Source organism: Sphingobacterium bambusae (assembly GCF_033955345.1).
Taxonomy (GTDB): Bacteria; Bacteroidota; Bacteroidia; order Sphingobacteriales; family Sphingobacteriaceae; genus Sphingobacterium; species Sphingobacterium bambusae.
On record NZ_CP138332.1, the window covers coordinates 1109653 to 1136119 of the forward strand.

General features: G+C 45.0%; 25 protein-coding genes. 13 read left to right on the top strand and 12 right to left on the bottom strand.

The window, feature by feature from the left end; all coding sequences use genetic code 11:
- Positions 1–3 precede the first annotated feature (3 nt).
- Positions 4–570, top strand: a complete 567-nt coding sequence (locus SCB77_RS04665) for a YqgE/AlgH family protein (protein WP_320185268.1) — start codon at positions 4–6, stop codon at positions 568–570.
- Between the two features lie 28 nt (positions 571–598).
- Here the strand turns inward: SCB77_RS04665 and SCB77_RS04670 are convergent, their stop codons facing one another.
- From SCB77_RS04670 to SCB77_RS04680, 3 genes are all read right to left on the bottom strand, one after another.
- On the bottom strand, positions 599–844 hold the full coding sequence (locus tag SCB77_RS04670; RefSeq protein WP_320185269.1) for a hypothetical protein: 246 nt from the start codon (positions 842–844) through the stop codon (positions 599–601).
- A gap of 101 nt (positions 845–945) precedes the next feature.
- Complete coding sequence (locus tag SCB77_RS04675; protein WP_320185270.1) at positions 946–1653, bottom strand: type 1 glutamine amidotransferase domain-containing protein; 708 nt, start codon at positions 1651–1653, stop codon at positions 946–948.
- A 203-nt stretch (positions 1654–1856) separates the two neighbouring features.
- The gene (locus SCB77_RS04680) at positions 1857–2969 is read right to left on the bottom strand and encodes a hypothetical protein (RefSeq protein WP_320185271.1); all 1113 of its coding nucleotides are present in this window, start codon (positions 2967–2969) and stop codon (positions 1857–1859) included.
- A 241-nt stretch (positions 2970–3210) separates the two neighbouring features.
- Between SCB77_RS04680 and SCB77_RS04685 the strand changes: the two genes are divergently transcribed.
- Genes SCB77_RS04685 through metQ form a run of 3 tightly spaced genes read left to right on the top strand, consistent with a single transcriptional unit; the run spans position 3211 to position 5474 of the window.
- Positions 3211–3957, top strand: a complete 747-nt coding sequence (locus SCB77_RS04685) for a methionine ABC transporter ATP-binding protein (RefSeq protein ID WP_320185272.1) — start codon at positions 3211–3213, stop codon at positions 3955–3957.
- 13 nt (positions 3958–3970) lie between these two features.
- The gene (gene metI / locus SCB77_RS04690; protein ID WP_320185273.1) at positions 3971–4627 is read left to right on the top strand and encodes a methionine ABC transporter permease MetI; all 657 of its coding nucleotides are present in this window, start codon (positions 3971–3973) and stop codon (positions 4625–4627) included.
- A 37-nt stretch (positions 4628–4664) separates the two neighbouring features.
- Entirely contained in the window at positions 4665–5474 is an 810-nt protein-coding gene (gene metQ / locus SCB77_RS04695) for a methionine ABC transporter substrate-binding lipoprotein MetQ (RefSeq protein ID WP_320185274.1), read from the top strand.
- Positions 5475–5605: 131 nt separating this feature from the next.
- On the opposite strand, the gene SCB77_RS04700 is transcribed toward metQ, so the two are convergent.
- A complete protein-coding gene (locus tag SCB77_RS04700; protein WP_320185275.1) occupies positions 5606–6154 on the bottom strand; it encodes a YfiT family bacillithiol transferase in 549 nt (182 codons plus the stop codon).
- Positions 6155–6351: 197 nt separating this feature from the next.
- Here SCB77_RS04700 and SCB77_RS04705 point away from each other — a divergent pair, with 197 nt between their 5' ends.
- Positions 6352–8088: a thiamine pyrophosphate-dependent enzyme gene (locus SCB77_RS04705; protein ID WP_320185276.1), complete on the top strand. Its 1737-nt coding sequence runs from the start codon at positions 6352–6354 to the stop codon at positions 8086–8088.
- A gap of 57 nt (positions 8089–8145) precedes the next feature.
- Here SCB77_RS04705 and mgrA read toward each other — a convergent pair whose 3' ends face one another.
- Positions 8146–9180: an L-glyceraldehyde 3-phosphate reductase gene (mgrA, locus tag SCB77_RS04710; RefSeq protein ID WP_320185277.1), complete on the bottom strand. Its 1035-nt coding sequence runs from the start codon at positions 9178–9180 to the stop codon at positions 8146–8148.
- A gap of 193 nt (positions 9181–9373) precedes the next feature.
- On the opposite strand from mgrA, the gene SCB77_RS04715 reads away from it, so the two are divergent.
- Positions 9374–10009, top strand: coding sequence for a peptidylprolyl isomerase (locus tag SCB77_RS04715; protein WP_320185278.1), 636 nt, complete (start codon positions 9374–9376; stop codon positions 10007–10009).
- Between the two features lie 133 nt (positions 10010–10142).
- Here the strand turns inward: SCB77_RS04715 and SCB77_RS04720 are convergent, their stop codons facing one another.
- Entirely contained in the window at positions 10143–10361 is a 219-nt protein-coding gene (locus SCB77_RS04720) for a hypothetical protein (protein WP_320185279.1), read from the bottom strand.
- 251 nt (positions 10362–10612) lie between these two features.
- Here SCB77_RS04720 and SCB77_RS04725 point away from each other — a divergent pair, with 251 nt between their 5' ends.
- Entirely contained in the window at positions 10613–11671 is a 1059-nt protein-coding gene (locus tag SCB77_RS04725; protein WP_320185280.1) for an endonuclease/exonuclease/phosphatase family protein, read from the top strand.
- A 48-nt stretch (positions 11672–11719) separates the two neighbouring features.
- Here the strand turns inward: SCB77_RS04725 and SCB77_RS04730 are convergent, their stop codons facing one another.
- On the bottom strand, positions 11720–12163 hold the full coding sequence (locus SCB77_RS04730; RefSeq protein ID WP_320185281.1) for an Lrp/AsnC family transcriptional regulator: 444 nt from the start codon (positions 12161–12163) through the stop codon (positions 11720–11722).
- Between the two features lie 153 nt (positions 12164–12316).
- Here SCB77_RS04730 and SCB77_RS04735 point away from each other — a divergent pair, with 153 nt between their 5' ends.
- From SCB77_RS04735 to SCB77_RS04745, 3 genes are all read left to right on the top strand, one after another.
- A complete protein-coding gene (locus tag SCB77_RS04735; protein ID WP_320185282.1) occupies positions 12317–13468 on the top strand; it encodes a histidine decarboxylase in 1152 nt (383 codons plus the stop codon).
- 46 nt (positions 13469–13514) lie between these two features.
- Positions 13515–14513: a beta-ketoacyl-ACP synthase III gene (locus SCB77_RS04740; protein ID WP_320185283.1), complete on the top strand. Its 999-nt coding sequence runs from the start codon at positions 13515–13517 to the stop codon at positions 14511–14513.
- 449 nt (positions 14514–14962) lie between these two features.
- The gene (locus SCB77_RS04745; RefSeq protein WP_320185284.1) at positions 14963–15352 is read left to right on the top strand and encodes a hypothetical protein; all 390 of its coding nucleotides are present in this window, start codon (positions 14963–14965) and stop codon (positions 15350–15352) included.
- A 229-nt stretch (positions 15353–15581) separates the two neighbouring features.
- Here the strand turns inward: SCB77_RS04745 and SCB77_RS04750 are convergent, their stop codons facing one another.
- The gene (locus SCB77_RS04750; RefSeq protein ID WP_320185285.1) at positions 15582–16112 is read right to left on the bottom strand and encodes an STM3941 family protein; all 531 of its coding nucleotides are present in this window, start codon (positions 16110–16112) and stop codon (positions 15582–15584) included.
- Positions 16113–16295: 183 nt separating this feature from the next.
- Here SCB77_RS04750 and SCB77_RS04755 point away from each other — a divergent pair, with 183 nt between their 5' ends.
- Together SCB77_RS04755 and SCB77_RS04760 are read left to right on the top strand one after the other, a co-directional pair.
- Positions 16296–17855, top strand: a complete 1560-nt coding sequence (locus tag SCB77_RS04755) for a serine hydrolase (protein WP_320185286.1) — start codon at positions 16296–16298, stop codon at positions 17853–17855.
- A gap of 32 nt (positions 17856–17887) precedes the next feature.
- Positions 17888–19408: an NAD(P)H-hydrate dehydratase gene (locus tag SCB77_RS04760; RefSeq protein WP_320185287.1), complete on the top strand. Its 1521-nt coding sequence runs from the start codon at positions 17888–17890 to the stop codon at positions 19406–19408.
- 54 nt (positions 19409–19462) lie between these two features.
- On the opposite strand, the gene catB is transcribed toward SCB77_RS04760, so the two are convergent.
- Together catB and SCB77_RS04770 are read right to left on the bottom strand one after the other, a co-directional pair.
- Positions 19463–20098, bottom strand: a complete 636-nt coding sequence (catB, locus tag SCB77_RS04765; RefSeq protein WP_320185288.1) for a type B chloramphenicol O-acetyltransferase — start codon at positions 20096–20098, stop codon at positions 19463–19465.
- A 2-nt stretch (positions 20099–20100) separates the two neighbouring features.
- On the bottom strand, positions 20101–20853 hold the full coding sequence (locus SCB77_RS04770; RefSeq protein ID WP_320185289.1) for a helix-turn-helix domain-containing protein: 753 nt from the start codon (positions 20851–20853) through the stop codon (positions 20101–20103).
- Between the two features lie 171 nt (positions 20854–21024).
- Between SCB77_RS04770 and map the strand changes: the two genes are divergently transcribed.
- Positions 21025–21795, top strand: a complete 771-nt coding sequence (map, locus tag SCB77_RS04775) for a type I methionyl aminopeptidase (protein WP_320185290.1) — start codon at positions 21025–21027, stop codon at positions 21793–21795.
- Positions 21796–21888: 93 nt separating this feature from the next.
- On the opposite strand, the gene SCB77_RS04780 is transcribed toward map, so the two are convergent.
- Positions 21889–23307, bottom strand: a complete 1419-nt coding sequence (locus SCB77_RS04780; protein ID WP_320185291.1) for an efflux transporter outer membrane subunit — start codon at positions 23305–23307, stop codon at positions 21889–21891.
- A gap of 5 nt (positions 23308–23312) precedes the next feature.
- Positions 23313–26462: an efflux RND transporter permease subunit gene (locus tag SCB77_RS04785; protein ID WP_320185292.1), complete on the bottom strand. Its 3150-nt coding sequence runs from the start codon at positions 26460–26462 to the stop codon at positions 23313–23315.
- Positions 26463–26467: the final 5 nt, after the last annotated feature.

Below are 26467 nucleotides of genomic sequence, written 5' to 3' on the forward strand. Positions count from 1 at the left end.
GCTATGTTCAATATACACGTTCCAAAGAAAGGTAGTCTCTTACTCTCCGAGCCCTTTATGCTTGACAGCAACTTCGAACGATCCGTTATTCTGCTTTGCGAACATCATCCCGAGAATGGAACGATGGGTTTAGTGATGAACAGTAGGTCTTCGCTATCGCTTTCGGCTATTTTTCCTGACGTGGAAAGAAATGACTTTCCGCTTTACGTAGGAGGACCAGTAAACGTAGATGCACTTTTTTTTATTCATACAGTAGGCGAAAAGATTGAGGGTAGCTGGCCGCTGGTGGATGGCGTGTATTTCGGTGGCGACCTACAGCAAGCCCTTTATTTGATCAACGACAACCTTTTACAACCCGAGCAAATCAAGTTCTTTTTGGGCTATGCCGGCTGGAATGTGGGGCAGCTCGATCAGGAGATCGAACAAAATAGTTGGGTGATCCATAATAAATTCCCTTCGGAACTCTTGTTCATCGAAGATGGGGAAGATTTGTGGAAGCATGCATTGATTAGTCTAGGCCCGAAATTTGCCCATATCGCTAACTTTCCAAAAACGCCTGACCTAAACTAATAACAAACGAAAAACAGCGCAGCGAAAGCTAACGCTCCAGAAATACCATACCCGAGAGTTCTACCTCTGCTACATACTGTAGCGCATTTTCGATCACCAAAAATTGATTCAGATCTGTTTTGATATATGAGTAGGATGTAAAGTCGACATCGATTTTATCGGGTACCCACGAGGGATCGATGCTGTTCATTTCTGAACATGAGCGAAGTGCATTATAGCCTTTACCTTTCAGCTCTCGGAGCACCTTGTAGTTTAGCTTAACAAATTCCATCATAGAAGAACTTTAGTTTTAGAACATAGATCTATTGGAAGAACAGCTTGCTGATACTTTTGTTTAATCCATCCGAGGTAAAAAGTCAAATACTCGTGTAAAAATCATAATACACTTACATAGTTTTTCTGCAGTAAGGTAATCACCTCCTTTGCTGTCGCTAACGCGGATAATGGGTTTTGCCCCGTAACGATATTCTCGTCGACTACCGTGTACGACATGAAGGGAACCTTTGATAAGCTGATATCCGCCTCATGTTCGCGCAAGCGCGTTTCCAATAAAAAGGGAACATGCTTATTTCTTAAGACCATACCCTCCTCCAAATTAGAAAATGCAGTTAATCGCTTTCCACGGAGAAAACCAAATATATTGCGTTCCACAGCGAACAATGCGGCGGGGCCATGGCATACGGCGCCGATGATCTTTGATTCATGAACACAATGGGTTAAGATGGCGGCGACGGATGCATCGTTGGCCAAGTCCCACAGCGGGCCGTGACCTCCCGGAATAAAAACAGCATCGAAGCGAGCAGGAGCCATTGTCTCCAATTTTTCCGTCGACGCAAAAGCACGTTGCGCCTCTTCATCTTTCAGAAAACGTTTGTTGGATACCGCAAGATGCTCGGTGAGCTTGCTTAACGGATCGATCGGCGGAACGCCACCCTTCGGGCTTGCTAAAGTGACGCGATAGCCTGCATCAACAAATGCGTAATAGGGATCTGTAAACTCGCCCAACCAGATACCAGTCTTGGTATCGGTATCGATCATATCTTCGTGCGAGCTGAGTATAAAAAGTATTTCACGATGTGCCATAACTGCGCCTTTCCTCCTAAGTCTATTATACAATGAACTCCATTGTTCCCCAATCGTTCTTTAAAAGAGAGATTTTTGTTTGCCTCAACCATTGAGGCGATCACATTGGCGTATGGAAATTAGGCCGTAGGCTGTCAGCAGGGAAGAAAGAAAATATTGGCCAAGTGTAGATACGCCTTGGCCAAGAAGAAATACATATTTACCTATAAGGGTAAAAAATGCGATTGAAAAGTACGCTCTTCAGCGCCCGTATACGAATAATAACGCGGCAAAAACCAACCTAAGGCTTGCATCACCGCACGGTAATGGGCTTCTGTTTCAAATTGCCACGGCGTAAGATTAAACACCAGATCTTGCCCCTTTCCATAAGTGGAGCGATCCATGAGGCATACCTTCGGTTCTTGAATACCTTGTGCTTTTAAAAATTCACGAATCACGCCGCGCGCTTTAAGCGGTAGGATAAGTTCTGAGGGAGCACCCACCAATACCTGCTCGTCCGCGGTAATGGTCTCGTCACCTTCACCTCCTCGTCCAAAAAGATGATCACTCGGTATAGCAAAGGTACGATGCACCGAATAATGCAATAGATCGCCATAGGACAACACCCATTCTACTTCGCCTGCTTTTGGCTCCAAAGCAACGCCAAGGCCATTGTCGAGCAGAAAATCATCAAGCATGTGATCGAGAACATAACATTGGAATGGCTTATTCGCTTCAGGAATAAATAGCTGAAAATACGGAAAGTTGTCTGGTCCCTGAATAACCTGCGGGTCGCCGCAGACAAAACTCGCAGTACCCACATGCGTCAAGAAATTACCCACCCACTCGTCATTTCTCTCCTCCCGCGGTACACGCAACAGCTGATCGATAACAGCCGTATGGGCAAGATTGCCTAAATAGGCCACATCATTCGGGTTCCTATCATCCGTTTCAGCTTCATCAATCTTCTCTAATTCTTCCACAGGAGCCTCAGGAACATTCGTTGATTCCTCGGCTGCCGCTGCTGCTTCTTCAACAGCTTGATCCGCTTTTTCGGCATACGGCATAATAACCTCTTTATCAAGACCATCTAGCGTCTCTTCAGTTGAATCTGCTTGCTGTTTATGTTCTTCCCGGATAGTTTCAACAGTATCCAAGTCGATGTGCTCGGCTGGCACTGCGTCCACAGGCACTTTAAACGTATTTCCCGCCGTCGGTCTCTCGTTGTCGTCAGCATTTGGCGAGGCCAATGTGTCCTCCACTTTTTCTACATGCTCACTTTTCGGTTCCGCAAACTCTTCTTGTTTGCGTTTCTTAAAAAAATCTAATATGCCCATACCATCTAAATCAAGCCTCAAGATATTCAAATCTTTGAAAAAACGCAAACATGAGATCAATTTAGGCCCTATTTTCCGGCGTTCCCTCGAACTTAACAGCTTATGACTGGAATTTCGGGAACTAACAAACACGACTTATTAAATAGACTAACTTTAACGCTAAAAACCTTATCTTTGCTTCGATTCATCATTCGCTTTTCCAGCTTGCTGAATACCAACATATTGTAGCATTAGGTAATCCATGATCAGATTAGAAGAGATCAATAAAATATTTTATAAGAAAAACAAAACGGTACAAGCCCTAAAGAATGTGTCGCTAGAAATAGCTAAAGAGGATATTTTTGGTATCATTGGCTATTCAGGCTCGGGCAAGAGTACCCTCGTTCGAACCATCAATCTATTAGAGCGTCCCAGCACTGGAGAGGTATACCTCTCCGGTCAAGCAATCAGCACCTTATCCGAAACACAGTTGATTCCCTATCGTCGGAAAATAGGCATGATCTTTCAACACTTTAATCTGCTTTCATCCCAAACGGTATTTGACAACATTGCTTTTCCTCTAACGCTTGCAGGCACGCCCAAAGGGCAGATTGAAGCACGCGTGAAAGAACTATTGACCTTGATAGACCTCGACGAAAAGAGTGACGACTATCCTGCAGCACTATCTGGAGGACAAAAGCAACGTGTGGCCATCGCACGAGCGTTGGCATCCCAACCGGAGATCCTGCTCTGCGATGAGGCAACAAGCGCCTTGGATCCGCAAACGACGCGATCTATCTTATCATTGTTAAAACGCATAAATAGAGAACTGGGAATCACCATTGTGCTTATTACCCATCAAATGGAGGTCGTGCGCGCAATATGTAACCGCGTGGCCGTGATCTCACAGGGCGAAATAGTGGAGGAAAATACCGTTGAAAATATTTTCAACAATGCCCAATCACCCATTACAAAGGAATTATTAAACCCCACATTAGTTATTGATTAATCCCTCGAACATCATGTCTGAAGCAACACTTTCTTTATTGGCAAAAGGAACTTGGGAAACCCTAGTCATGACCTTTTCCTCCGGTTTTTTTAGCTTCCTGCTGGGTCTTCCTTTAGGTATTCTACTTTTTCTAACTAGAGAACGGCAACTGTTGGCCAATAAATCGGTCAACCGCACGATTGCATTTTTCGTCAACATCTTCCGCTCTATTCCTTTCATCATTCTTATTGTATGGATGATTCCGTTTACCAGAGCATTGGTTGGCACATCGATCGGTATGAAAGCGGCTATCGTTCCCCTCAGCATCGGCGCTGCCCCGTTTGTTGCCCGACTGGTGGAAAACTGTTTGCTGGAGATTCCCTATGGAATTATCGAAGCAGCGCGCTCGATGGGCGCATCCACTTTGCAGATTGTTCGTCGCGTGCTTATTCCAGAAGCGTTGCCCGCATTGATCAATAGCAGCTCGCTTACACTGATCACTTTGGTAGGCTATTCCGCAATGGGCGGTGCCGTGGGAGCTGGCGGACTGGGGCATATCGGATATCAATATGGCTATGTGGGCTATGATGCATTTATCATGAACATGGTGCTCCTACTTTTAATAGGCATTGTATTTGGTATCCAATTTTTGGGCGATAGGCTATCGAAAAAGGTAGACCATCGGAAGTAAATCGCAAACACAGTATAAACGCAATAACAGTATACGCATGAAATTCAACCTTACACAAGCTGCAGCATCCATTATGCTCGCAGCGATATTATGGTCTTGTGGTGGATCCCAAAACTCTTCCAATGTCCTCAAAGTAGGCGTGCAGGCAGGCCCTGAATTTAGTTTGGCCGAGGCTGCACAAAAGGTAGCCAAAGAAAAATACAATTTGGATGTCGAATTGGTATCGTTCAACGATTATGTAATGCCCAACGAAGCGTTACAACAAAAAGATATCGATGTCAACGTATTTCAAACAAAGCCTTACCTCGATGTACAGACAGAGAGCCGTGGCTATACCTTCGCCATCGTAGGCAACACCTTCGTTTATCCTATGGCAGGTTACTCAAAAAAAATAAAGAGCATTAGCGAGCTGAAAAACGGTGATACCGTCGTGATCCCCAACGATCCGACGAACCTTGGTCGGGCGCTATTACTCCTTCAGGAAGTAGGCCTGATCAAGCTGAAGGCTGATGTTGGCATATTGCCGAAGCTACAGGATATCACCGAGAACCGCTTGAACCTGGAAATCTTGGAACTGGAGGCACCACAACTGCCCCGCACCTTAGACGACGCAAAGGTTACGGTAGCTATCATCAACAATAACTTCGCAGCCAGCAACAACCTGACGGCAAAGCGCGACGGTATCTTCGTGGAAAACGAAAAATCGCCCTATGTAAATATCATCGTTAGCCGTGAGGACAATAAAGAAGACGAGAAAGTAAAGAATTTTGCAAAAGCCTATCAATCCGACGAGGTAGAAGCTAAAGCAGAAGAAGTTTTTAAAGGAGGCGCTGTTAAAGGCTGGTAAGCAAAACCGTAGTTCATAAAGAAGGGTAAGTTCTGTTTCCAAGAGGCTTACCCTTTTTGTTTTATTTCTCATTTCAGCTCCTTGCTTTATTAAAAAAAACAGCAAGTCCAAAAAAGTAGTAGAACGATTAGTTAAGTGTCACGCCTTTCGGCATTCTTTTTTGCAAGCCTAATGTGTGCAAGATGATGTTCGCCATGCCAAGCATAAATCCCTGTATTGATTCGCAGCGAAATTCGCTGATTCGTTTCTGGATGCACGAAGGTCCGATTTCTCATTTCGTCCGTAAGATTAGCCAAGAGGGCAGCCCAACGCGCATGAAGCCCCTCCAAAATCAGCAAGGAATATCCAATGCCGACGATGGAAGCATCCGGAAGCAACGCCCATTGATCTTCCAAATAGGGTTTGATAGTGGGTTCATTTTCCGTGAGTGCTAGCTTAAAGCGTATAAAACTGTTCATATGGCTATCCGCACAATGATGCACCAGCTGTGCGATGGTCCAACCTTCTTCGCGATAGGTATTGCGCAATGCTTCTTCTGACAGGTTTTGTACTTCTTCTTTCAGTAAATCTGGAAAATCTGCGATTTTCTGCAACCACTCTTGAAATAGGGCATCGCTAATTTCATCCGGACAGACAAACTTTCCAATAGGATAACGGCTTTTTTCTAAGGCTTCTTTCATTTACTACGTAGTTTATGGCGAAAAATACATCTTTTTTCATTGTTCCTGATGTTGATGACCTAAAATATTGTTTTGACAAATCTCTTAATGCTGACGAATAGCTTGAACTTTAAACAAACAAAAATCCTTATCCGACCGTTTCCCTTTAGTAAGGAATTTCATGTAGTAAGGAATTTCATGGTAAACACACAAACAATATGGCAAAGATAGTCGCAGAGCAACTGGTGGAGATGTTGGTGGAAGCTGGCATAAAGCGCGTATATGCGGTCACAGGAGATAGTTTAAATTTTTTCAATGAAGCTATCCGCAAAGATGGCCGCATCAAATGGATACATGTAAGGCACGAAGAGGTTGGCGCTTACGCCGCTGCTGCAGAAGCCGAACTGGATGGTATTGCTTGTTGTGCAGGAAGCTGCGGCCCCGGACATATCCATTTAATCAATGGGGTGTACGAAGCGCATCGCTCCCACGTGCCACTGCTGGTTATAGCATCCACTATCCCCACTAATCAAATGGGAACGGATTATTTCCAAGAGACCAATACGTACAAGCTATTTGATGATTGTAGCGGCTATAATCAATTGGTAACGACCGCCGAGCAAGCGCCACGTATTTTCCAATCAGCTATACAGCATGCCATATCCCAAAAAGGAGTCAGTGTAATTGGACTGCCAGGCGACGTATCGGAGCTAAAAGCTATAGAACCGCACAGCGCACAGAAAATGTACGCCTGCCAGCCCGTCATCCGCCCTTCGGATTACGAACTACAGTGCATAGCACAATTACTCAACGAAGCTAAGACCGTTACCATCTATGGAGGAATAGGCTGCGCAGGTGCGAAAGAGCAACTTTCAGAATTGGCGAAAAAACTAAAAGCTCCCGTGGGCTACAGTTTTCGAGGAAAAATGCATGTACAGCTTGATGCTCCATACGATGTGGGCATGACCGGCTTATTGGGTATCCCCTCTTGCTACCAAGCCATGAAAGAAGCTGATGTGCTTTTACTGTTAGGAACAGACATGCCTTATGACGCTTTTATGCCCAAAGACAATAAGATTATCCAAATAGATCTCGTGCAAAGCAGGCTAGGCCGACGCGCCGATCTCACTATTGGTGCTGTGGGCGATATTAAAGAAACCATTAAATCGCTACTCCCCTTCCTCGAAGAAAAAGATGACCACTCTTTCTTGGATTCCTTTGGCACCTTTCACGAAAAAGTGCAGGAGCGACTTCATCAGTATGTAGAAAGCAATGGTGAGAAAGATGCAATTCAGCCCGAGTTTCTGGCAGATAAAATTAATTCCCTTGCCAAAGATGATGCTATATTTACGGTGGACACAGGAATGTCCTGTGTGTGGGGCGCGCGCTACATACAGCAAACTGGTAGCAGAACCCTATTGGGCTCGTTCAATCACGGAAGCATGGCCAACGCCATGCCTATGGCGATCGGCGCAGCTCTCGCGCATCCCGACAAACAGGTAATTGCATTTTGTGGTGACGGCGGATTGTCCATGCTTTTGGGCGACCTTTCTACCATCAAACAGTATAACCTTCCCATAAAGTTGGTGGTTTTCAACAACAGAGCATTAGGCATGGTAAAACTGGAGATGGAAGTAGCAGGCTTGGTCGATAATGAAACAGCGATGGAAAATCCGGATTTCGCTAAAGTAGCCGAAGCGATGGGTATTCACGGCATGAACATCCATGAACCATCAGAAGTCGAAGATGGACTACGTAAGGCCTTCTCCTTCGACGGGCCTTTTCTGCTCAACGTGTTTACCAATCCAAACGCACTCGCTATGCCTGCCCATATTACCAAGGAACAGGTTTTGGGTATGACGGAAAGTATGGCAAAGATGATCTTGGGTGGCAGAATGGATGAAGTGTTTGATACGATTAAATCAAATTACAAACACCTGAAGGAAATCTTCTAATTTGACAAGATATACGCGTCTTTACCGGAGCTATCCTGCGGTAAAGACGCGTAAAAATTAGGGCTTAATCTCGGCCGATTTCGCCCATATATTGATATCGCTATCTAGGGCGTAACGGTTAATGGCGGCAAGCTCCTGTTCGGAAAAATCCAAACGATCCAAAGCGCCAACGCAGTCTATCACCTGCTGAGGCTTGCTGGCACCTATCAAGGCAGAAGTCACCCGCTTATCACGCAACACCCAAGCTATGGCCATTTGTGCTAAGGTTTGTCCACGCTCTTCGGCCAATTGGTTTAAGTCCTTCACACGGCTTAAATTTTCTTCGGAGAGGAAGCTAGTCGATAACGATTTCCCTTGACTGGCGCGACTGCCTTGTGGTATCTCCTGTAAATATTTGTTAGTCAACATGCCCTGCGCCAAAGGCGAAAAGACGATGGATCCAATTCCAGTTTCTTCTAAAGCATCCAAAAGGCCATCCGTTTCTACCCAACGGTTCAGCATCGAATAGCTGGGCTGATGGATGACGAAAGGCGTACCCAGCGCTTTCAAGAGTTGATGGGCTTCGCGTGTACGAGCAGCATTGTAAGAGGATACCCCGACGTAAAGGGCTTTTCCAGCACGAACGAGCTGATCCAAAGCCAGCATCGTTTCTTCCAACGGAGTCTCTGGATCGAATCGGTGCGAATAAAAAACATCTACATAATCGACCCCTAGGCGCTTCAAGCTTTGATCACAGCTAGCAATCATATTCTTACGACTTCCCCATTCGCCATAAGGACCATCCCACATCAAGTAGCCCGACTTTGAGGAGATGATCAATTCATCGCGCAGCCCGGCAAACTCTTCCCTTAAAATACGTCCGAAAGCTTTCTCGGCACTCCCTGGAGGAGGACCATAGTTGTTGGCCAAATCAAAGTGGGTTATGCCAAGGTCAAAAGCCGTGGTGCAAATATCCACCTTTGTCTGGTGAGGCACGTCGTTGCCGAAATTATGCCATAGGCCTAAGGAAATTGCGGGCAATAAAAGACCGCTTTTGCCTGAGCGGTTGTACTGCATGTGTTTATAACGATCTGGATTAGCGGTATACTTCATGAAAACATAAATTTTATAGGCAAATTAATCAAATTTAAGCGTATTACCAACTTTGGGAAAACAGGGCGATATACGGAATAAACATATCCCCGATGTGGAAAGAAATTCCTGTGAAAAACAGACAATACTTCGTGCAGTTGCCGTGTAAAATCAGTTTTTTTCGATAAGTTTGACATACAAAAGCCTGATCTACATGAAAAAAACATTATCGCTTTGCCTCGCGCTCATACTCTATGTGGGTGTATCAGCACAAACGCATCGTATCCTATTTAAAACTAATTATGGTTCTTTCAAAGTGGTTCTGTATGATTACATGCCCAAACACCGCGATTTATTTTTGGATGCTATAAAAACCGATGTTTATCGGGATGCACTTTTCAATCGCGTTATTGAAAATTTTGTGGTGCAAGGTGGCGAGCACGATGTGGATATTGCCAAGCGCGAAGCAGCACATCCCGAACTTGGGAAGCCACGCCTCGCAGGAGAGTTCGATCCTCGAGCCTACCATAAAGTAGGTGCTTTTGGTGCCGGGCGCGATGATAATCCAGAAAAGGCTTCGTTCCTAAACCAGCTGTATTTCATCGTTGGAAAAACCGTTAGCAACGAGGAGCTCGATGCATTGGAGAAAAAGAAAGGTATCAAATACAGCTCCGAAGCGCGAAATACCTATTTAAAAATAGGCGGACAACCGCGTTTGGACAATGACTACACCGTCTTTGGCGAGGTTTATGAAGGCCTATCGGTATTGATGGAAATCAGTAGGGTGAAGACCAACAAAGAAGACTACCCGCTGAAAGCGATCGAATTCACAATGGAAGAGATCAACTAGTGATAGGATTGAAAGTTTTGCAAAAATAGAACCGTTAAGCTATAGAATGCTTATAAAAAACGATCTACAAACAACAACTCCAAACTGGTTTTATCAACTAGTTTGGAGTTGCCTGAACACTAAGGCCAATAACTTATTCTTCATACAATCGATTTGCATCGACGCCCTGTATCGATAGCTGATTAATAATTTCTCGGAAATCTAACGCTTTTCCCTCCACAGTAAGCAAACGATAAGCAGAATCTAGATCGAGACTCCACGTATAGATTCCCTTCACTTTTTTTACAGCGACATGGATTTTTTCAAATAGCGATGAGCACTGTACGTCGGTTTCAAAAATTAACTTTTCCATAAGAATTTCTGTTTTACACATGCCTGAATGCATGCAACGTTCAACCATAGCAATCAGCTTCGCGCGTAACTGATCATGTAAAGATAGTCTCAATATCGTCAATAAAAACCATAAAATAATGGCAGTTAACAAATTATGCGACAAACAGGGGAAATCTTGTAATAAGATTTGAGCGGCGTATATTAAATTTCAATAAAATTCAAACATTCACCGCGAAGAACGGTTATTGTTGTAAACCGTATATAATTTATATGAACGATGCTTTAATCATAGCGGGAGTCGTTATTATCACCTTCACACTCTTGCCGCTTATTCGTCACGATTATTGGACATTTCGCGTATTCGATTACCCTCGCTTGCAAAAATTGGTTCTGAGCTTGACTTGGATCGCCGTTTATCTCGGTGTAGGATTGCCATCACATACTGCAGTACTGGTTGTAGCAGGACTGATGCTCGTGAACGTAGCCTATTTGTTCTATCTCATTTTTCCGTTTACCATCTTGGCTTCAAAGCAGGTCAAAAGAGCCACACACGACGATAAAGCGAACAGTATATCCCTATTAATATCCAATGTATATGAAGACAACAACAACATAGCTGGCTGTTTGGCTGTCGTTAAGCGTTGTGCCGCCGATTTGGTACTTTTATTAGAAACAGACCATAAATGGGCCGAAGGAACAGCGCCGCTGGATGACGACTATGCTTACCATGTTAAAGTACCTATAGACAATACCTACGGTATGCTTTTGTTTTCAAAATATCCAATAGAAAATGAAGAAGTGCGCTACTTAGTAGAAGACGATATTCCATCAATACGCTGCGAAGTAATACTGCCCAGTGGGCAGCCTGTCCAAGTCTATGCTGTGCACCCTACGCCTCCCGTGCCCAATGAAAACCCAAGGTCGACGGAACGGGACAAAGAGCTGTTGTTGATTGCGGAAGAAGCGAAGAAAACAAAACTCCCTACGTTGGTAATGGGCGACCTCAATGATGTCGCTTGGAGCTATACCACGACACTCTTTCTGAAAATTAGCGGTTTGTTGGATCCACGCCGTGGACGCGGTTTCTTCAATACCTTTCACGCGCACTATCCCTTTATGCGCTTTCCGTTAGACCATGCCTTTATCTCGACGCATTTCAAACTAAAATCTATCCGTAAGGAAGACAACTTTGATTCGGATCACTTTCCGATATTTGCGCATTTGCAATTTGAAAAAGCGGCTGAAGCAGAACAGGAAGATGCCGTATTGGAGGCCGATGAAGAGGATAAAGAGATTGCCGAAGAGAAGATCAATGCAGAAACCGAATAACTAGCGAGCCACAAACTGATGATCGGAGCACCCAATAGGTAAGTCTCGCTATTTTTTTGCTTCGCGCATAACGAACGTACTTTTAACGGAAGTAAGCGGCACCAAGTCGATCAGCTTATTGATCATAAAATCTTGATAACTCTTAATATCCTTGGCGGCTATGCGCAAAATAAAGTCGAACTCGCCAGATGTTTGGTAACATTCTAAAACCTCATCGAAGGCAATCGCCTGCTCGAGAAAAGCCTGTAGCCCGACGCGCGAATGATCTTTGATTTGCACATGGGTAAAAGCCACCAAACCACGATCCAACTTCTCGTAATCCAATACAGCCACATAGCCCTTAATATATCCCTGCTCTTCCAAACGCTTGATGCGCTTGAAGATCGGTGTAGCGGTCTTGTTCAATCGTTCACCAATTTCCTTATTGGTGAGTCGCGCGTTAGCCCGTAGAAGCTGCAAAATCTGCAAATCGGTTTCATCCAAATTCATCATGCTCGCATTAAAAATCTCCAAACAGTCGTATCAACACTAATTTTAGCATAAAAAACTACATAAGTAAATTAATATAAATCAATATTTCAAAAGTAAACAAAAATGTAAAACAGAAATTTTAAAAATGAGATTTGCATAAAATAATATTGCCATATGAACATGCTTCATCCCGCTGACCAAGATCGATTGTCGACATATATGACCAAGGCCTTTGATCGTGCAAAAAATTTTATCGGTTATCCTATTGCACAGGATTTTGATTATGCCCAGCTGTATCCTCTGCTCAAACTTCCGCTAAACAATATCGGCGACCCGCTCCTTCCATCCACCTACGACCTCAGTTCAAGGGAAATGGAAAAAGAAGTGCTAACATTTTTTGCGGATATCTTCCGGGCGCCACAGGAAAATTGGTGGGGCTACATCAACAACGGGGGCTCAGAGGGCAATCTATATGCTTTATATGCAGCCCGTGAGCTTTATGCCAACGGCGTTGTTTATTATTCGGATGCAACGCATTACAGCGTACAGAAAAACATCAAGCTTTTGAATATGGAAAGCATCCAGATCCGTACACAAAAGCATGGAGAAATCGATTATGATGATCTGCGCAAAATGATTGACTTCAATCGGCATAAGCCAGTTATCATGGTTGCCAATATTGGAACGACTATGACTGAAGCTAAGGATGACATTACGCAATTTCGCCAGCTGATGCAGGAGCTACGTATAGACAATTACTACATACATTGTGATGCGGCATTGGCCGGCGTATACAGTATGCTGCTTGATCTTAGGCCGGGCTTTGATTTCACTTACGGCGCGGATAGTATATCCATCAGCGGCCACAAATTTATTGGATCGCCCCTGCCCTGTGGGCTCGTCCTCATCAAGAAAAACCACAAAGACCGTATTGGACGTCAAGTGGCATATATCGGCACCATCGACACCACTATATCCGGCAGCCGAAATGGTCATACACCGGTCTTTCTATGGTACGCGATGAAGTGTATGGGGAAGGAAGGATTTCGTGATCGCGCATTGGCCTGCCTTGAAAACGCCCAGTACGCCTGTCAAAGACTACAGGAGATTGGCATCGACGCTTGGCGCAACACAGACGCCATAACCGTTGTGTTTCCTGCCTTACAGCATGCTGCGCTATTGGAAAAATGGCAAATTGCCACAGGAGGAGGAATTAGTCATATCATCTGCATGCCGGGCGTGACAAAAGAAAAAATTGACGAATTTGTGGCAGATATTTTAACTTTGGAAGCTAATCGCTTGCTCGAAGCAGAGTTAGTCCCATAAAAAAAACGTACATTTGCCCAGTTTTATTGAGGAGAACCAAATACACATGCAAGATAATTACCTTTCTAGACCATATGCAGCAATAACTGGTATTGGTGGATATGTGCCGCAGAAACGCCGAACGAACTTTGACTTGGAACAGGTATGCGACACGTCGGATGAATGGATCATCAAACGTACCGGTATCAAAGAACGCCGCATATTAGATGGCGATCTAGCAACTTCGGATATGGCCGTGATGGCGATCCAAGACCTGTGCACCCGTTTCAACAAAGATATCAATGATGTGGATGCGATCTTGGTGGCCACCTCTACGCCGGATGTGATGATGCCCGCCACGGCAAACATCATTGCCAAAAAGTTGGGATTGACCAATGTTTGGGCCTTTGATATGAATGCTGCATGTTCTGGATTTTTATATGCCTTGGATATGGGTTCTTCCCTGATAGAAACGCAACGTTATAAAAACGTGTTGGTCGTTGGCGCAGACAATATTAGTGCTTTCGTGGATATCCAAGACCGATCTACCAACATCTTGTTCGGCGACGGCGCAGGCGTTGTCTGGCTGGAGCCTTCATCAGAAAATGGTATTATCGATGCCTTCATGCAAAGCAATGGCGATGGACGCGAATATCTCAATATTGAAGGCGGTGGCTCGCTTCACTCGATCAACGACGAAACGATCGCCATCGAAAAGAAATACATCCGCCAAGATGGTAAAGTGGTGTTCAAGCAGGCCATCCAATCCATGAGCGATGCATGCAATCAGGTACTGAAGCGGAATAATCTCCATATCGATCAAGTCAACTGGCTGATCCCTCATCAAGCAAACAAAAGAATTATTGATGCTGTAGGGAAAGAGATAAATATCGCTGCAGGTCGCACTCTGACCAATATTGAGTACTTGGGAAACACTATCGCAGCAACGATTCCACTTTGTATTTGGGAAAACCTGAAACAATTGCAAAAAGGTGACCTCCTAATGCTCACCGCTTTCGGTGCCGGCTTCTCTTGGGGAGCTAGTCTATTGCGCTGGGCAATCTAGAGAAAAACATAAAAGCTGATATTAAAAAAGCTTACGCCAAAAACGTAAGCTTTTTTAATACCACTAGATCGATATACAAAAGTCAATTTTCTTTTACCAAAAAGCTGGATCGTAATAGATTGTTAACATAAATTTCATCGGGAAAGGTCTAATTTTCAAACAAAAAATCCGGTAAACTGACTACCTTTGGCAAACAAATTTCTACTATGCGTCTTCTTAGAAAAGCAATAATATTCTTTAACATCATCTTCAGTTGTTTTTTGTTTTCACAGCCTATTTTTGCTCAACAATTATCAAGGAAATATTTACCCGGACATTATTACACAAAACAAGGCGAAAAGGTATCTGGTTTATTGAAATTTAACTATACCTCGACTCCATTAAAGCCTAAACCTTATGGTACCTGTTCGGTATCTTTCAAATCGGACAAAAACGCAAGTAAGATAAAATTGACAACAGAAGATATAACAAGCTTCGTGATGGGGCAAGATAGCTTTACGGTTGCTAAGGATTTTGATTTTCGACATATATTCTATTTCAAGATAACACAAGATTTTGTGCAGGTCTTGTCGTCCGGAAAAATTTCCCTTTACAGATACTATGCCTTGATGGGCTCGGGTTCAAAATTCGGTAAGTCAACGGTCACTTATACCTTTTTGAAAAAAGGACTTGATATTGTTCATGTCCGTGAGAAAGAAACAAAGGATATCCTTTTAAAGCATATTAAAGACTTTCCAGAGCTGCACAATATCGTCAGTCAAATGAACAAAGAAGGAATAAATCTAAAAAAGCAGATAGAGCTCTACAACGCCCATTTTCTACCAAAAGCGGGAATCTGATATCATTCAGCTTAACGGCTTTTATGAATCAGCAATCGCAGCTCTTGGTCGATTCATCATCTTTCAAGTTTTAAGCTGTTCATCACTTCGACTATTTACTTGGAGATGGTAAACGCCTTTCTAGTGCGACGAAAAAATCGCTAAAATCTTCCTTGCCAAGAGAGCTTTTGAGTGTCACGAAGAACAGCTCTCCGCCATCTTCCTGGTTCTTTAATCGTTGCGTAGCCTATTACTTCGACTTGTTTGCCACCCAATACTGATTTACTAGATCAAATAATTTAGGAGCATCTGTTTCAATTTCAGAAGCCGTGTACATAATCACATATTTGTCAATCTCCTTTTTGTAAGCCATCCCCCGATAAGATTTCGACAATCTATCTGCGTACTTTCTATCATTTTCAACCGTAAACGCAACCAGGGTATCACCGCTTACTTTTTCTAATTGAATATCCTGTATATCAGACCAAGCAATCTCGCCAAAGGCTTTGGACACTGGTGTCGTAGAACCTGAAATGCCTCTACTATTGATGACCACCAAAGCCGCTTTATCTTTCAATTTTAACAATGAACTGATCAGGAAAAACAACATAATAACCAAGATCGCGCAAGATACAACGGCTAACTTTATTTTGATAATCCCGTCAAAAACGCCCAAACTATACACCGCCGCAAGGGCCAAAATAATACACAAACCGGCGGATTTAAGAAAAAGGTTTCTCGTTTTTTTGCTGTCGCGGAATAATTCAATTTGTTGGTTCATTTTTCAAAGATTTTATAGGTATCAAATATACAGATATATGTACAATTTATGCCGTAAAACCGGGATAAGATCGCGCAAATCACCACCAAAATGCTCGCTTTATTTTACTATATTTATGTCATCATATACAGTAATATTAGCTGAACAACGCTAATTTTCACCTAAAGAACACTATTAAAATCGATGAAATTTTGCTTACTATTACTAACATACCTGATCAGTTTTGCTGTAACCACACCAATTTCCGCACAAATAACTGAACAGAAAATTGATTCACTCATGAATCGCGCACTTGCTAAATTGCAGGTAGCTGGAGCTGCGATTATTCTCGTCAAAGACGGGCAAACGGTTGTACAAAAGGGATATGGCGTGGCCGATATGCATACACAAGCGCCTGTTGATGACCAAACGATTTTCCAGATAGCTTCCAACAGTAAAGCGTTCACCTCGGCAGCCCTTGCAATGTTGGTTGATGAAGGAAAGCTAACTTGGGAAGACAAGGTGATCGACCATATTCCGGAGTTTAAAATGTACAACGACTATGTCACGATGAACATGAACATCACCGACCTGTTGACACACCGAAGCGGACTGGGACTTGGCGCAGGCGACTTGATGTTCTTTCCAGACAGCACAGACTTTACCGTTGCCGATGTGCTACAAGTTTTTCAGCATTTCCAACCCGAATCCGCATTTCGCACACAGTTTGATTACGACAATCTGCTTTATATCGTAGCCGGCGAAGTTATCGAACGGGTAAGCGGCCAACCTTACGAGGTCTTTATACAACAGCGTATACTCACACCGCTAGGAATGGCGAGTTCATTTATAGGAAGTCAGCCTGTCGCTCAGCAAACTAACCTCGCCAAGCCGCATAGCACCACGACTGGCGAAATGAGGCGCATTCAGCTATTTGATAACGGATTGACCAATGCCGCTGGTGGTATTTACGCCAATGTCGCAGATATGGCAAAATGGCTCCAGCTCCAGCTAAACAAAGGTCACTATAGCAACGGAGACTCCAGCTTGTTTTCGTCAGAAAATGCAGCTAAAATGTGGACCGTACACACCCCCATGGCAGCACATGGTTCTGCACGCTACCAAACACATTTTTCGGGATACGGCTTAGGTTGGTTTTTGACCGACATAAGAGGCAATATGGTGGTTTCACATTCGGGCGGTCTACCCGGCATGCTTTCGGAGGTCATCTTAATACCCGATCTAAACCTCGGGATGGTTTTGCTGACGAATACCGAGTATGGCGGCGGCGCGCTTAACGATGCGATAAGCAGATCCATTATGGATGCCTATTTCGGTTTGGATGAGCTACCTTGGATTGATAAGAATACGCAATACTTGGCGGACAACATACATCAGGCCGATGAGGAAACCACGCGGGTATGGGCAAGAGTGGATTCGCTCAAGCCACAAAAGATCGACACCAAACGATACTTAGGCTCCTTTCAAGATAACTGGTTTGGTGAAATGCAGATTTATTTAAAAGACGATGCGCTATGGATGCGCAGTGTACGTTCGCCAAAACTAAACGGTTCTATGCATTTTTATGAAAAAGATGTCTTTGCCGTCCGCTGGGACTATCGCGATATGGAATGCGATGTGCTCGCTACGTTTGAAGGCGAGGAAAGCGGAAAAGCGACAAGCATCAAGCTAAAAGGTATATCGCCCGAGATTGATTTTAGTTTTGATTTTCAAGACTTAAATCTCCGCCGTATAACACCATAGTTAATAGAAACATAGATTAAAAAAAGACATTCATGAAAATTCTTTCCGCACAAGATATCCGCACCATCGAACAAGAAACCATTTTAAAGCAACAATTGCCGGAAGCTGCATTAATGGAACGTGCGGGTAGAATGCTATACAACGAGCTTCAACGAGTATTTGGTGAATGCGCCTGTAAAGCGGAAATATTATGTGGATTTGGCAATAATGGTGGCGACGGACTGGTATTGGCTCGCTTACTACAGCAGGCTGGACACGAGGTGACGGTGTACCTGCTTGAGCACCCTACTTACAGCCAAGACAACCTAATCAACCAGAAACGCCTTGAAGCATGTGCTGTTCCCATTATCAAGATCAATAAAGCGAGTACACTGCATTTTACCGAGAAAAGTATTGTCATCGACGCGCTTTTTGGCTACGGCTTATCGCGCTTGCTCGATGAAAGTTGGGCCGCACTCTTTGGGCAGATCAACGCGACAAGCAATCGCGTGTTTGCGATTGATATCCCTTCCGGTTTACGCGCAGACGAGCCTACCCCACCCGATGCACTGGTGATCAGGGCAGATCGCACCTATACCCTCGCCACGGTTAAACTACCGCTGTTACTGCCCATGTATGGACCGCTGACCGGAGATTTTGTAATACTCGACATCGGCTTAGATGCGGACGCATTAGCCGAGATTCCAACCAATAGGCTTTACAGCACAAGCGTTGCTATCAAAAAAATAGTGAAGCCACTAACGAAATTTTCTCATAAAGGCACTTTTGGTCACGCGCTTATAGCCGGAGGCAGCTATGGCAGTATTGGAGCGATTGTGTTGGCAAGCCGCGCGGCATTTAAAACAGGTTGTGGCTTGGTCACGAGCTACGTACCGCGCTGTGGTTATCAAATTGTACAAACAGCACTGCCCGAAGCGCTGGTCAAAACCGACCCCGCCGAACAGCTCATCACAACCTACTCGATGGATACCGCAGCATACAAAGCATTGGCCATAGGCATGGGCATGGGTACTGCCGAAGCAAGCCAACAGGCGCTATACCAGCTATTGAGCGATTTACAGGAAAAAGAACAAGCGCCAAAATTGCTGCTCGATGCCGATGCGCTGAATATATTATCCCTTCATCAGTCTTGGCTAAGCATGCTGCCTAAGTGTAGCATTTTGACTCCGCATCCAAAGGAATTGCAACGCTTGATCGGCAGTTGGGAAAATGATTTTGAAAAATTGGAGAAAACCAGCGAATGGGCCAATCGTTATCAGCAAATCGTCGTCATCAAGGGAGCAAACACGGCGATCGTACTTCCCAATGGTGAAATTCATTTTAACTCTACCGGAAATCCAGGCATGGCCACCGCAGGTGCAGGCGACGTCCTATCGGGCGTTATTGCTTCGCTCCTAGCGCAGGATTACAGCGCTGCCGATGCCGCGATTCTCGGAGTTTACCTGCATGGATTAGCGGGCGACTGCGCGGCAAACAATATCCATCAAAAAAGTATAACGGCAACAGATATCATCGAACATCTCACTGACGCTTGGCAGCACTTACTGCCCTAAAACTTTCTGACTAATTTTTTAAGATCTGTGATAAGGATGAACGGAAGCAGGTAATTAAGCTTGGTCGTACATGTAATGAAACAGGTACAAGGCTTCTACATTGGCCGAGCAGATCAGAGGCATCGCTGTGGCTACTTTTTCGCTATCCCAGTGCCACCATTTTATCTCCAGCAATTTATCAATCATGGTTGCCTCAAAACGTTTGCGAATTTCCTTCGCCGGATTTCCCGCTACAATGCTGTAGGGAGCTACATCTCGAGTTACCAACGCGCGGCTACCGATGATAGCACCATCACCAATGCTAACTCCCGGCATAATCATCGCTTCGGCGCCAATCCAAACATCATGACCAACCAACGTATCGCCAGCGGGTTGATAGCCATTTAAACTGTCTGCAAAAGTATCAACTTCATCCATGAAATAAAATGGAAAAGTAGAGATCCAATCGCTGCGATGCCCTTGATTGCCCGCCATAATAAAGGATACGCCTGTACCGATGGAACAGTAATTCCCGATAATTAGCTTATCCACGTCATCCCGATCTGGAAAAAGGTAACGCGCACAATCTTCAAAAGCGTGGCCGTGATAATAACCGGAATAATAGCTAAACTTACCCGCTATAATGTTGGGGTTTGTATTATGCTCGGCGATAATCTTGCCGCTAAAGGGGCTTTCGAAATGATTTTCCATACCTATTGCTGCGCACTTGCTTTAAAATAATGCCTTGGCGACATTCCTAAATACTTGTTAAAATCTTTGACTAGATGATTGGCATCGTAGTAACCGCAAGCATCAGCGACAGCGTGCAAGTTAGGCGCTACATCTTTTTGAAGACATTCGTATGCGGCGATAAACCGCTTTAATTGCTCAAATTGATAAGGACTCATCCCCATGCTACGCTTAAATTGTCGTTGCACCCATTTTGGATGAAAATTGGCCAAACCGGGTGCGTTTTCATTTCCATCGTTATCATTTCGGTCCAAGTGAAATGCGATCTGATCAAAGGCCAGACTATCCCGATCGATAGTGAGTTGCGCAAACAAACCCATCAATAAGTCCATCAGGCTCTCGATCAAAGACGACCCCTCATAAATTTGCTGAAAAACCGCTGCCAACCCCGCATGGTAGTCGACCAGATTATGTATGTAAGGCTGAACAATCGCCTGCTTACCGAAGAGTGCCTGCCAAGCAGATGGGAAAAAGCGCACAATGGTTAATTTTTCATTTTCTGCTGCTGTTGGTGGCTGCCAGTAACTTTGATTGATCGCTCCTGCGGCAAACCAAATGGCATCTAGATCCAAAAATTCACCTTGAATGCGGCAGGTACTTTTAAGATTGCGATTGGGAAGAATGATCAAGGCTGGAAATCCGTCGTTAAAAAGCGCAACTTCAGCACCTAAACTGGTCAAATCAAATTGGTACACCCCGGCAACAATTGTCTCCATACAGGGATCTATCGGAAGGCTTACGCACTCCTGATCAAAAGAAAACCGTATCGACGTAAGACATTGTATAGGCATCGTTTACAAAGGTAACCATTTTTAACACGATTTATGCTGTCCAAAATTTACTACCTAGCGACAAATGCATCCACGTATCTTTGAAATAAAAAAGAGATGATCGTAGCCAACGAGCAAGAGCTCAGCATGTTGAAACAAGCAGGACATATAGTGGCGGAAACACTGCATTATATGCTGGAACAGGTACGCCCGGGCATAAGCACCAAGGAGTTGGATGATTTAGGCGGGGCATATTTGACGGCAAAAGGCGCACGCTCGGCACCGCGGTTAACGTATAATTTCCCGGGGAACACCTGTATCAGCGTTAACAACGTGGCAGCCCACGGTATCCCCGCACAGGATATTATTCTGCAAGATGGTGATTTAGTTAACATTGATGTTTCGGCCGAATGGAATGGCTTTTGGGCCGACAATGGCGCTTCGCGTATAGTGGGCTCGAGTAGACAGCCGCATCAAAAATTACTGGATTGCTCGATCCAAACCTTACAGGGGCTTATCAAACAAATGCGCTCTGGCATGCGTATTAATGAGGTAGGTGCCTATATGGAAAAGCAGGCTAAGGCCGCAGGTTTTTACGTGATAAAAAATCTAGGCGGCCATGGTTTAGGCAAAGCCTTGCATGAAGAACCAACCGATATTTTAAACTACCGAGATCCGGCCGATAAACGGCGCTTTCGCAAAGGATCTGTTGTCGCGATTGAAACCTTCTTCAACACCCGCTCTACGCTAGCCATCGAGCAAGCCGATGGCTTTACGATGTTAGGAAATAAAGGCGGACTTGCCGTGCAGCATGAAGTTACGCTGGTGCTGACCGATAAAGCCCCCATCGTGATTACACCTATACTGTATTTGGATTTGATTAAGTAAGGTGTTGGCGGAGAAATTTCCTTTACGGAAACCGCTCCGCCATCACTCGGTTGCTTGCCTCGGCCGCCTATCCCGATAAAGAGATCGCCCTGCTTACTCTACTCCACCGCCCAATGCGCGGTACAAATCAGTCATGGCCTGCAATTTATCACGATGTATGGCAATAGCATCCAATTCATTTTGTAATGCATTGCTTTGTGCCGTAATCACCTCGAGGTAGTTGGCCATACCATTTTGGTACAAGAGCAGCGCATCATTGGAAGCCTTACTAAGCGAAGCTGTTTTTTCGGCAATCAAGACCAACCGTTCGTCACTATGCGATACAATCGCCAAAGCATCTGACACTTCAGCAACAGCCGTCATGACCGACTGTTTAAACTGTACAGCAGCCTTCTGCTGTTCCAGTTTGGCTATCTCGTGTGCCGTTTTAAGTGCCCCCTTTTGAAAGAGCGGCTGCGTAAGATTTGCACCAACATTTTTCACCAACGACCCCGGCAAGTCAAACCAGCTATTAAACTCGAACGAATTGGCACCGATCGATGGCGAAAGGCTGATCGTTGGGTACATCGCCGCTTGCGCCAAGCCTGTACGCGCATTAGCTGCGACAACAGCAAACTCGGCAGCTTTCACATCGGGGCGACGGCTCAATAACGCCGCCGGAACACCCGACGCGAAAAGCGCCGTAGGTGTTGCCTCTTTTAGCGATCCCGTTCGTGAAACAGGCGCTGGGTACTGCCCACATAAAATACTTAACGCATGCTCCTGCACAGCAATCTGCTGTTTCGCCAAGGGCAGCAGCAGCTCTGCTGTCTTCTTTTGCGCATTGGCCTGATCGACCGCTAAGGAATTGACCTGTGCAGATTGGTACTGCAGCTCGATCATTTGCAGCGTGACGGTACTCATCTCGATATTTTTATGGGCTACATCCACCTGTTCATCCAGCGCGAGCAGGTTATAATAAGCCTGCGCCACCTGCGCTATAATACGCGTGCGTAAGGCAGCTACATTTTCTTGCTGCGCAAAGTACTGCGCCAAGGCTTCTTCCTTTTGCTTTTTGGCCTTACCCCAAATATCCGCTTCCCACTGCAATTGCAAGGTTGCGCTATAATCATCCAAAAAGTCACTACCCAAAAACTGCTCGCCCAACGATCCATTTAGTGAGTTGCTCGAAAACCAATTGCGGGAAGCGCCCACTTGCAAGTTTAGGATGGGCAAGAGCTCCCGTTTAGCACGCTGATACGTTAAGTCTACCTGCTGCATGTTAAGTAAAGCGACGGCCAGATCGTTATTCTTTTCCAAGGCCCGATCAATCAAATCGAGTAAGATGGGGTCTTTAAAAAATGTTTTCCAAGGCAGCACCACGGTATCCGCAGTAAGCGAAAGCACAGGTTGGCTATATTCCGACGGCATATCCAACGCTGGGCGGCTGTAGCGCTTGCCTACATTGCACGAAGCAACGAAGCAAAGCAAGCCTAGCGTCCATCCTATTGTATGTAATCTTGAACTATGCATATACACTATCCTTTTAAACTATCTACTTTATTTTTTCGTCCTATTTTTTCCTGTAAATACTGGAAAAACATAAAAAGCAATGGGATCACAAACACGCCTAGTAGCACGCCACTAAGCATACCCATCGCCGCCCCCGTGCTGATGGACTTATTTCCGGAGGCAGCACCGCCTGTGGCCAGCATTAGCGGAATCATACCAACCATAAAGGCCAATGATGTCATGATAATTGGCCGTAAGCGGGCCTTCGCTCCTTCCAATGCCGCATCTTTGATGGATAATCCAGCCCGACGGCGCTGTACCGCGAACTCGATAATCAGGATCGCATTTTTTGCCAACAAGCCGATCAACATGATTAAGCCTACCTGTACATAAATATTATTATCTAAACCGATCGCTTTGATACCCAGAAACGCCCCGATAATACCGGTCGGAATAGACAAGAGTACCGCCAATGGCAGGAGGTAACTTTCGTACTGCGCGGAAAGCAGGAAATACACAAATAGCAGACTCAAGGTTAAGATGAAAACCGTTTGATTGCCGGAAGACTTTTCCTCCAAGCTCAAGCCTGTCCACTCGTAACTATAGTCTCTCGGCAACTTGCTCAACACGTTTTTCTCCAAACCATCCATGATGGCTCCATTGCTCGTACCGGGATTTGCCACGACATTAATTGTCAACGAGTTGTAGAGATTGTAGCGACTAACAGACTCCGGTCCATATACCTTACTTAAGGTCACGAGCGATTTCACAGGCAACATCTGTCCCTGATCATTGCGCACGAAGATCTCATTAAACGCCTCTTGATCCATGCGGAATACCCCATCGGCCTTGATATTGATGCGATAAAACTTACCGAAACGCGAGAAATTGAGCGATTGATCACCCGAAAAATACGTCTGGATAGCACCCAACATCGTACTGACGTCAACACCCATCTGCGCCGCTTTTTCCTCATCCACCTCTAATTCTAATTGCGGAAAATCAGCACGGAACATCGTGTATGCATATTGCACCCCCGGCATCTGCATAATCTGTCCGATTACATTATCGGCCATGGCCTTTAGCGAAGCCGGGTCTTTTCCCATACGGTCTTGCAAGACAAGCTCCGCACCGGAGGTAACCCCATAGCCATCTACTGGCGGCATACGAAATGCCATGGCTGTACCTTCTTTAATAGCGGCAAATTTTTCGGAAATCATACCATTGATCACTTCAATATCTTTGACCTCACCACGCGCTTTAGGCTCTTTCAGCTTCACGAAGCCCAGAGCATAGGCCGGTCCGGCACTATTATTCAAAATATTGAAACCTGTGATCCCTGAATTGCTCTCTACAGCCTCCATATCCGTGAGCAAGCTGTCAATTCGTTTGGCGACAGCCGTAGTACGATCAAGTGCGGTACCGGGAGGCATACTCAAACTATAGACAATAAAATTATCATCTTCCATTGGTACAAAGCTGCGCGATGTACTGTTCATCAAATAACCGGCCGCGGCAACAGTAATCAAGATAAGCAGCGCAGCGAGCCATTTTTTTGCAGCAAGGAAACGCACTCCTCCAACATAACGATTGGTCATATTCTCAAAGCTGGAATTAAACGCCACAAAAAAGCGCTTTCCAAAGCCTTGAGGCTTAGCGTCGCCATGTGTGCCATCTCCATGCTCATTTTTAAGCAGCAAGGCACACAGTGCTGGCGTTAGCGTCAAGGCATTGACCGCTGAAATAATAATTGCAATGGCTAATGTGTAGGCAAACTGCTTGTAAAAAAGACCGGAAGACCCCGTCATAAAACCAATCGGAATAAACACCGCAGCCATAACCATGGTAATCGAAATAACGGCACCGGTAATTTCACTCATTGCCTGATGGGTAGCCTCACGTCCCGTAAGCGTACTACCTTCCATCTTACTATGCACCGCTTCGACCACGACAATCGCATCATCGACCACAATACCGATAGCGAGCACCAATGCAAAAAGCGTCAGGATATTGATGGTAAAACCAAAAATCAATAAGAAAAAGAAAGTCCCCACAATGGCCACCGGCACCGCAATGGCCGGAATAATGGTGGAACGGAAATCTTGCAAAAACAAGAACACGACGATAAACACCAAAATAAATGCTTCGATCAAGGTCGATTTAACCTGTCCGGTTGCTTCATCAAGGCGGTCTTTCGTACTCATCACACTGCCGTACTTAATGCCCGGAGGGAATGTACGAGAAGCGCGCAAAATTTCTTCGCGAACGCCTACCTCAATAGCGTTGGCATTGGAGCCTGATGTTTGCAAAATAGCAACCGTTACGGCATTTTTCCCGTTCATGGAGTTGTCTCCACTGTAGCTAATCGAGCCAAACTCGATCCGCGCGACATCCTTCAACCGTACGAGATCTGCTCCATTTCGCTTGACGACGATTTGCTCATATTGCTCCGGAAGATTTTTCTTCCCTTTATAACGAATCACATATTCCAGCGCAGCTTTTGATTCTTCGCCCAACTTTCCGGGAGCCGATTCCAAACTTTGACTTGCAATAGCTGCCGTTACATCTTGTGGAATAAGGCCATAGTTAGCCATACGTTCCGGATTTAACCATACCCGCATGGAATAGTCTTTCATACCGAATACCTGCGCCTGACCCACGCCCGGCACACGCTTGATCTGCGGAATCAAGTTGATATTGACATAGTTTTGCAGAAACAGCTCGTCGTACTTTGCGTTATCTTCAGTATACACGTTGAAGATCATAATCATACTATTCTGCTGCTTGGAGGTGGTCAAGCCCATGCGTACCACTTCCTGCGGCAGTATAGGCGTCGCTTGTTGCACACGGTTTTGCACGTTTACAGCAGCTTGGTCAGGGTCTACCCCCTGCTTAAAGACAATACGCACCGAAAAAGTACCATCATTACTCGCGGTAGAGGTAATGTATTGCATATTTTCTACCCCGTTAATCTGCTCTTCCAGTGGCGTTACCACAGAGCGGATCACGGCTTCACTGTTTCCTCCCGGATAGCTACCACTAACCATAACGGTAGGTGGTGCAATATCGGGAAAGCGGGTTATCGGCAAACTGATCATACCGATAACACCCAGTATGACGATCACCACAGAAATTACCGTGGCAAATACCGGTCTATCTATAATTTTCTTTAACATCTTAT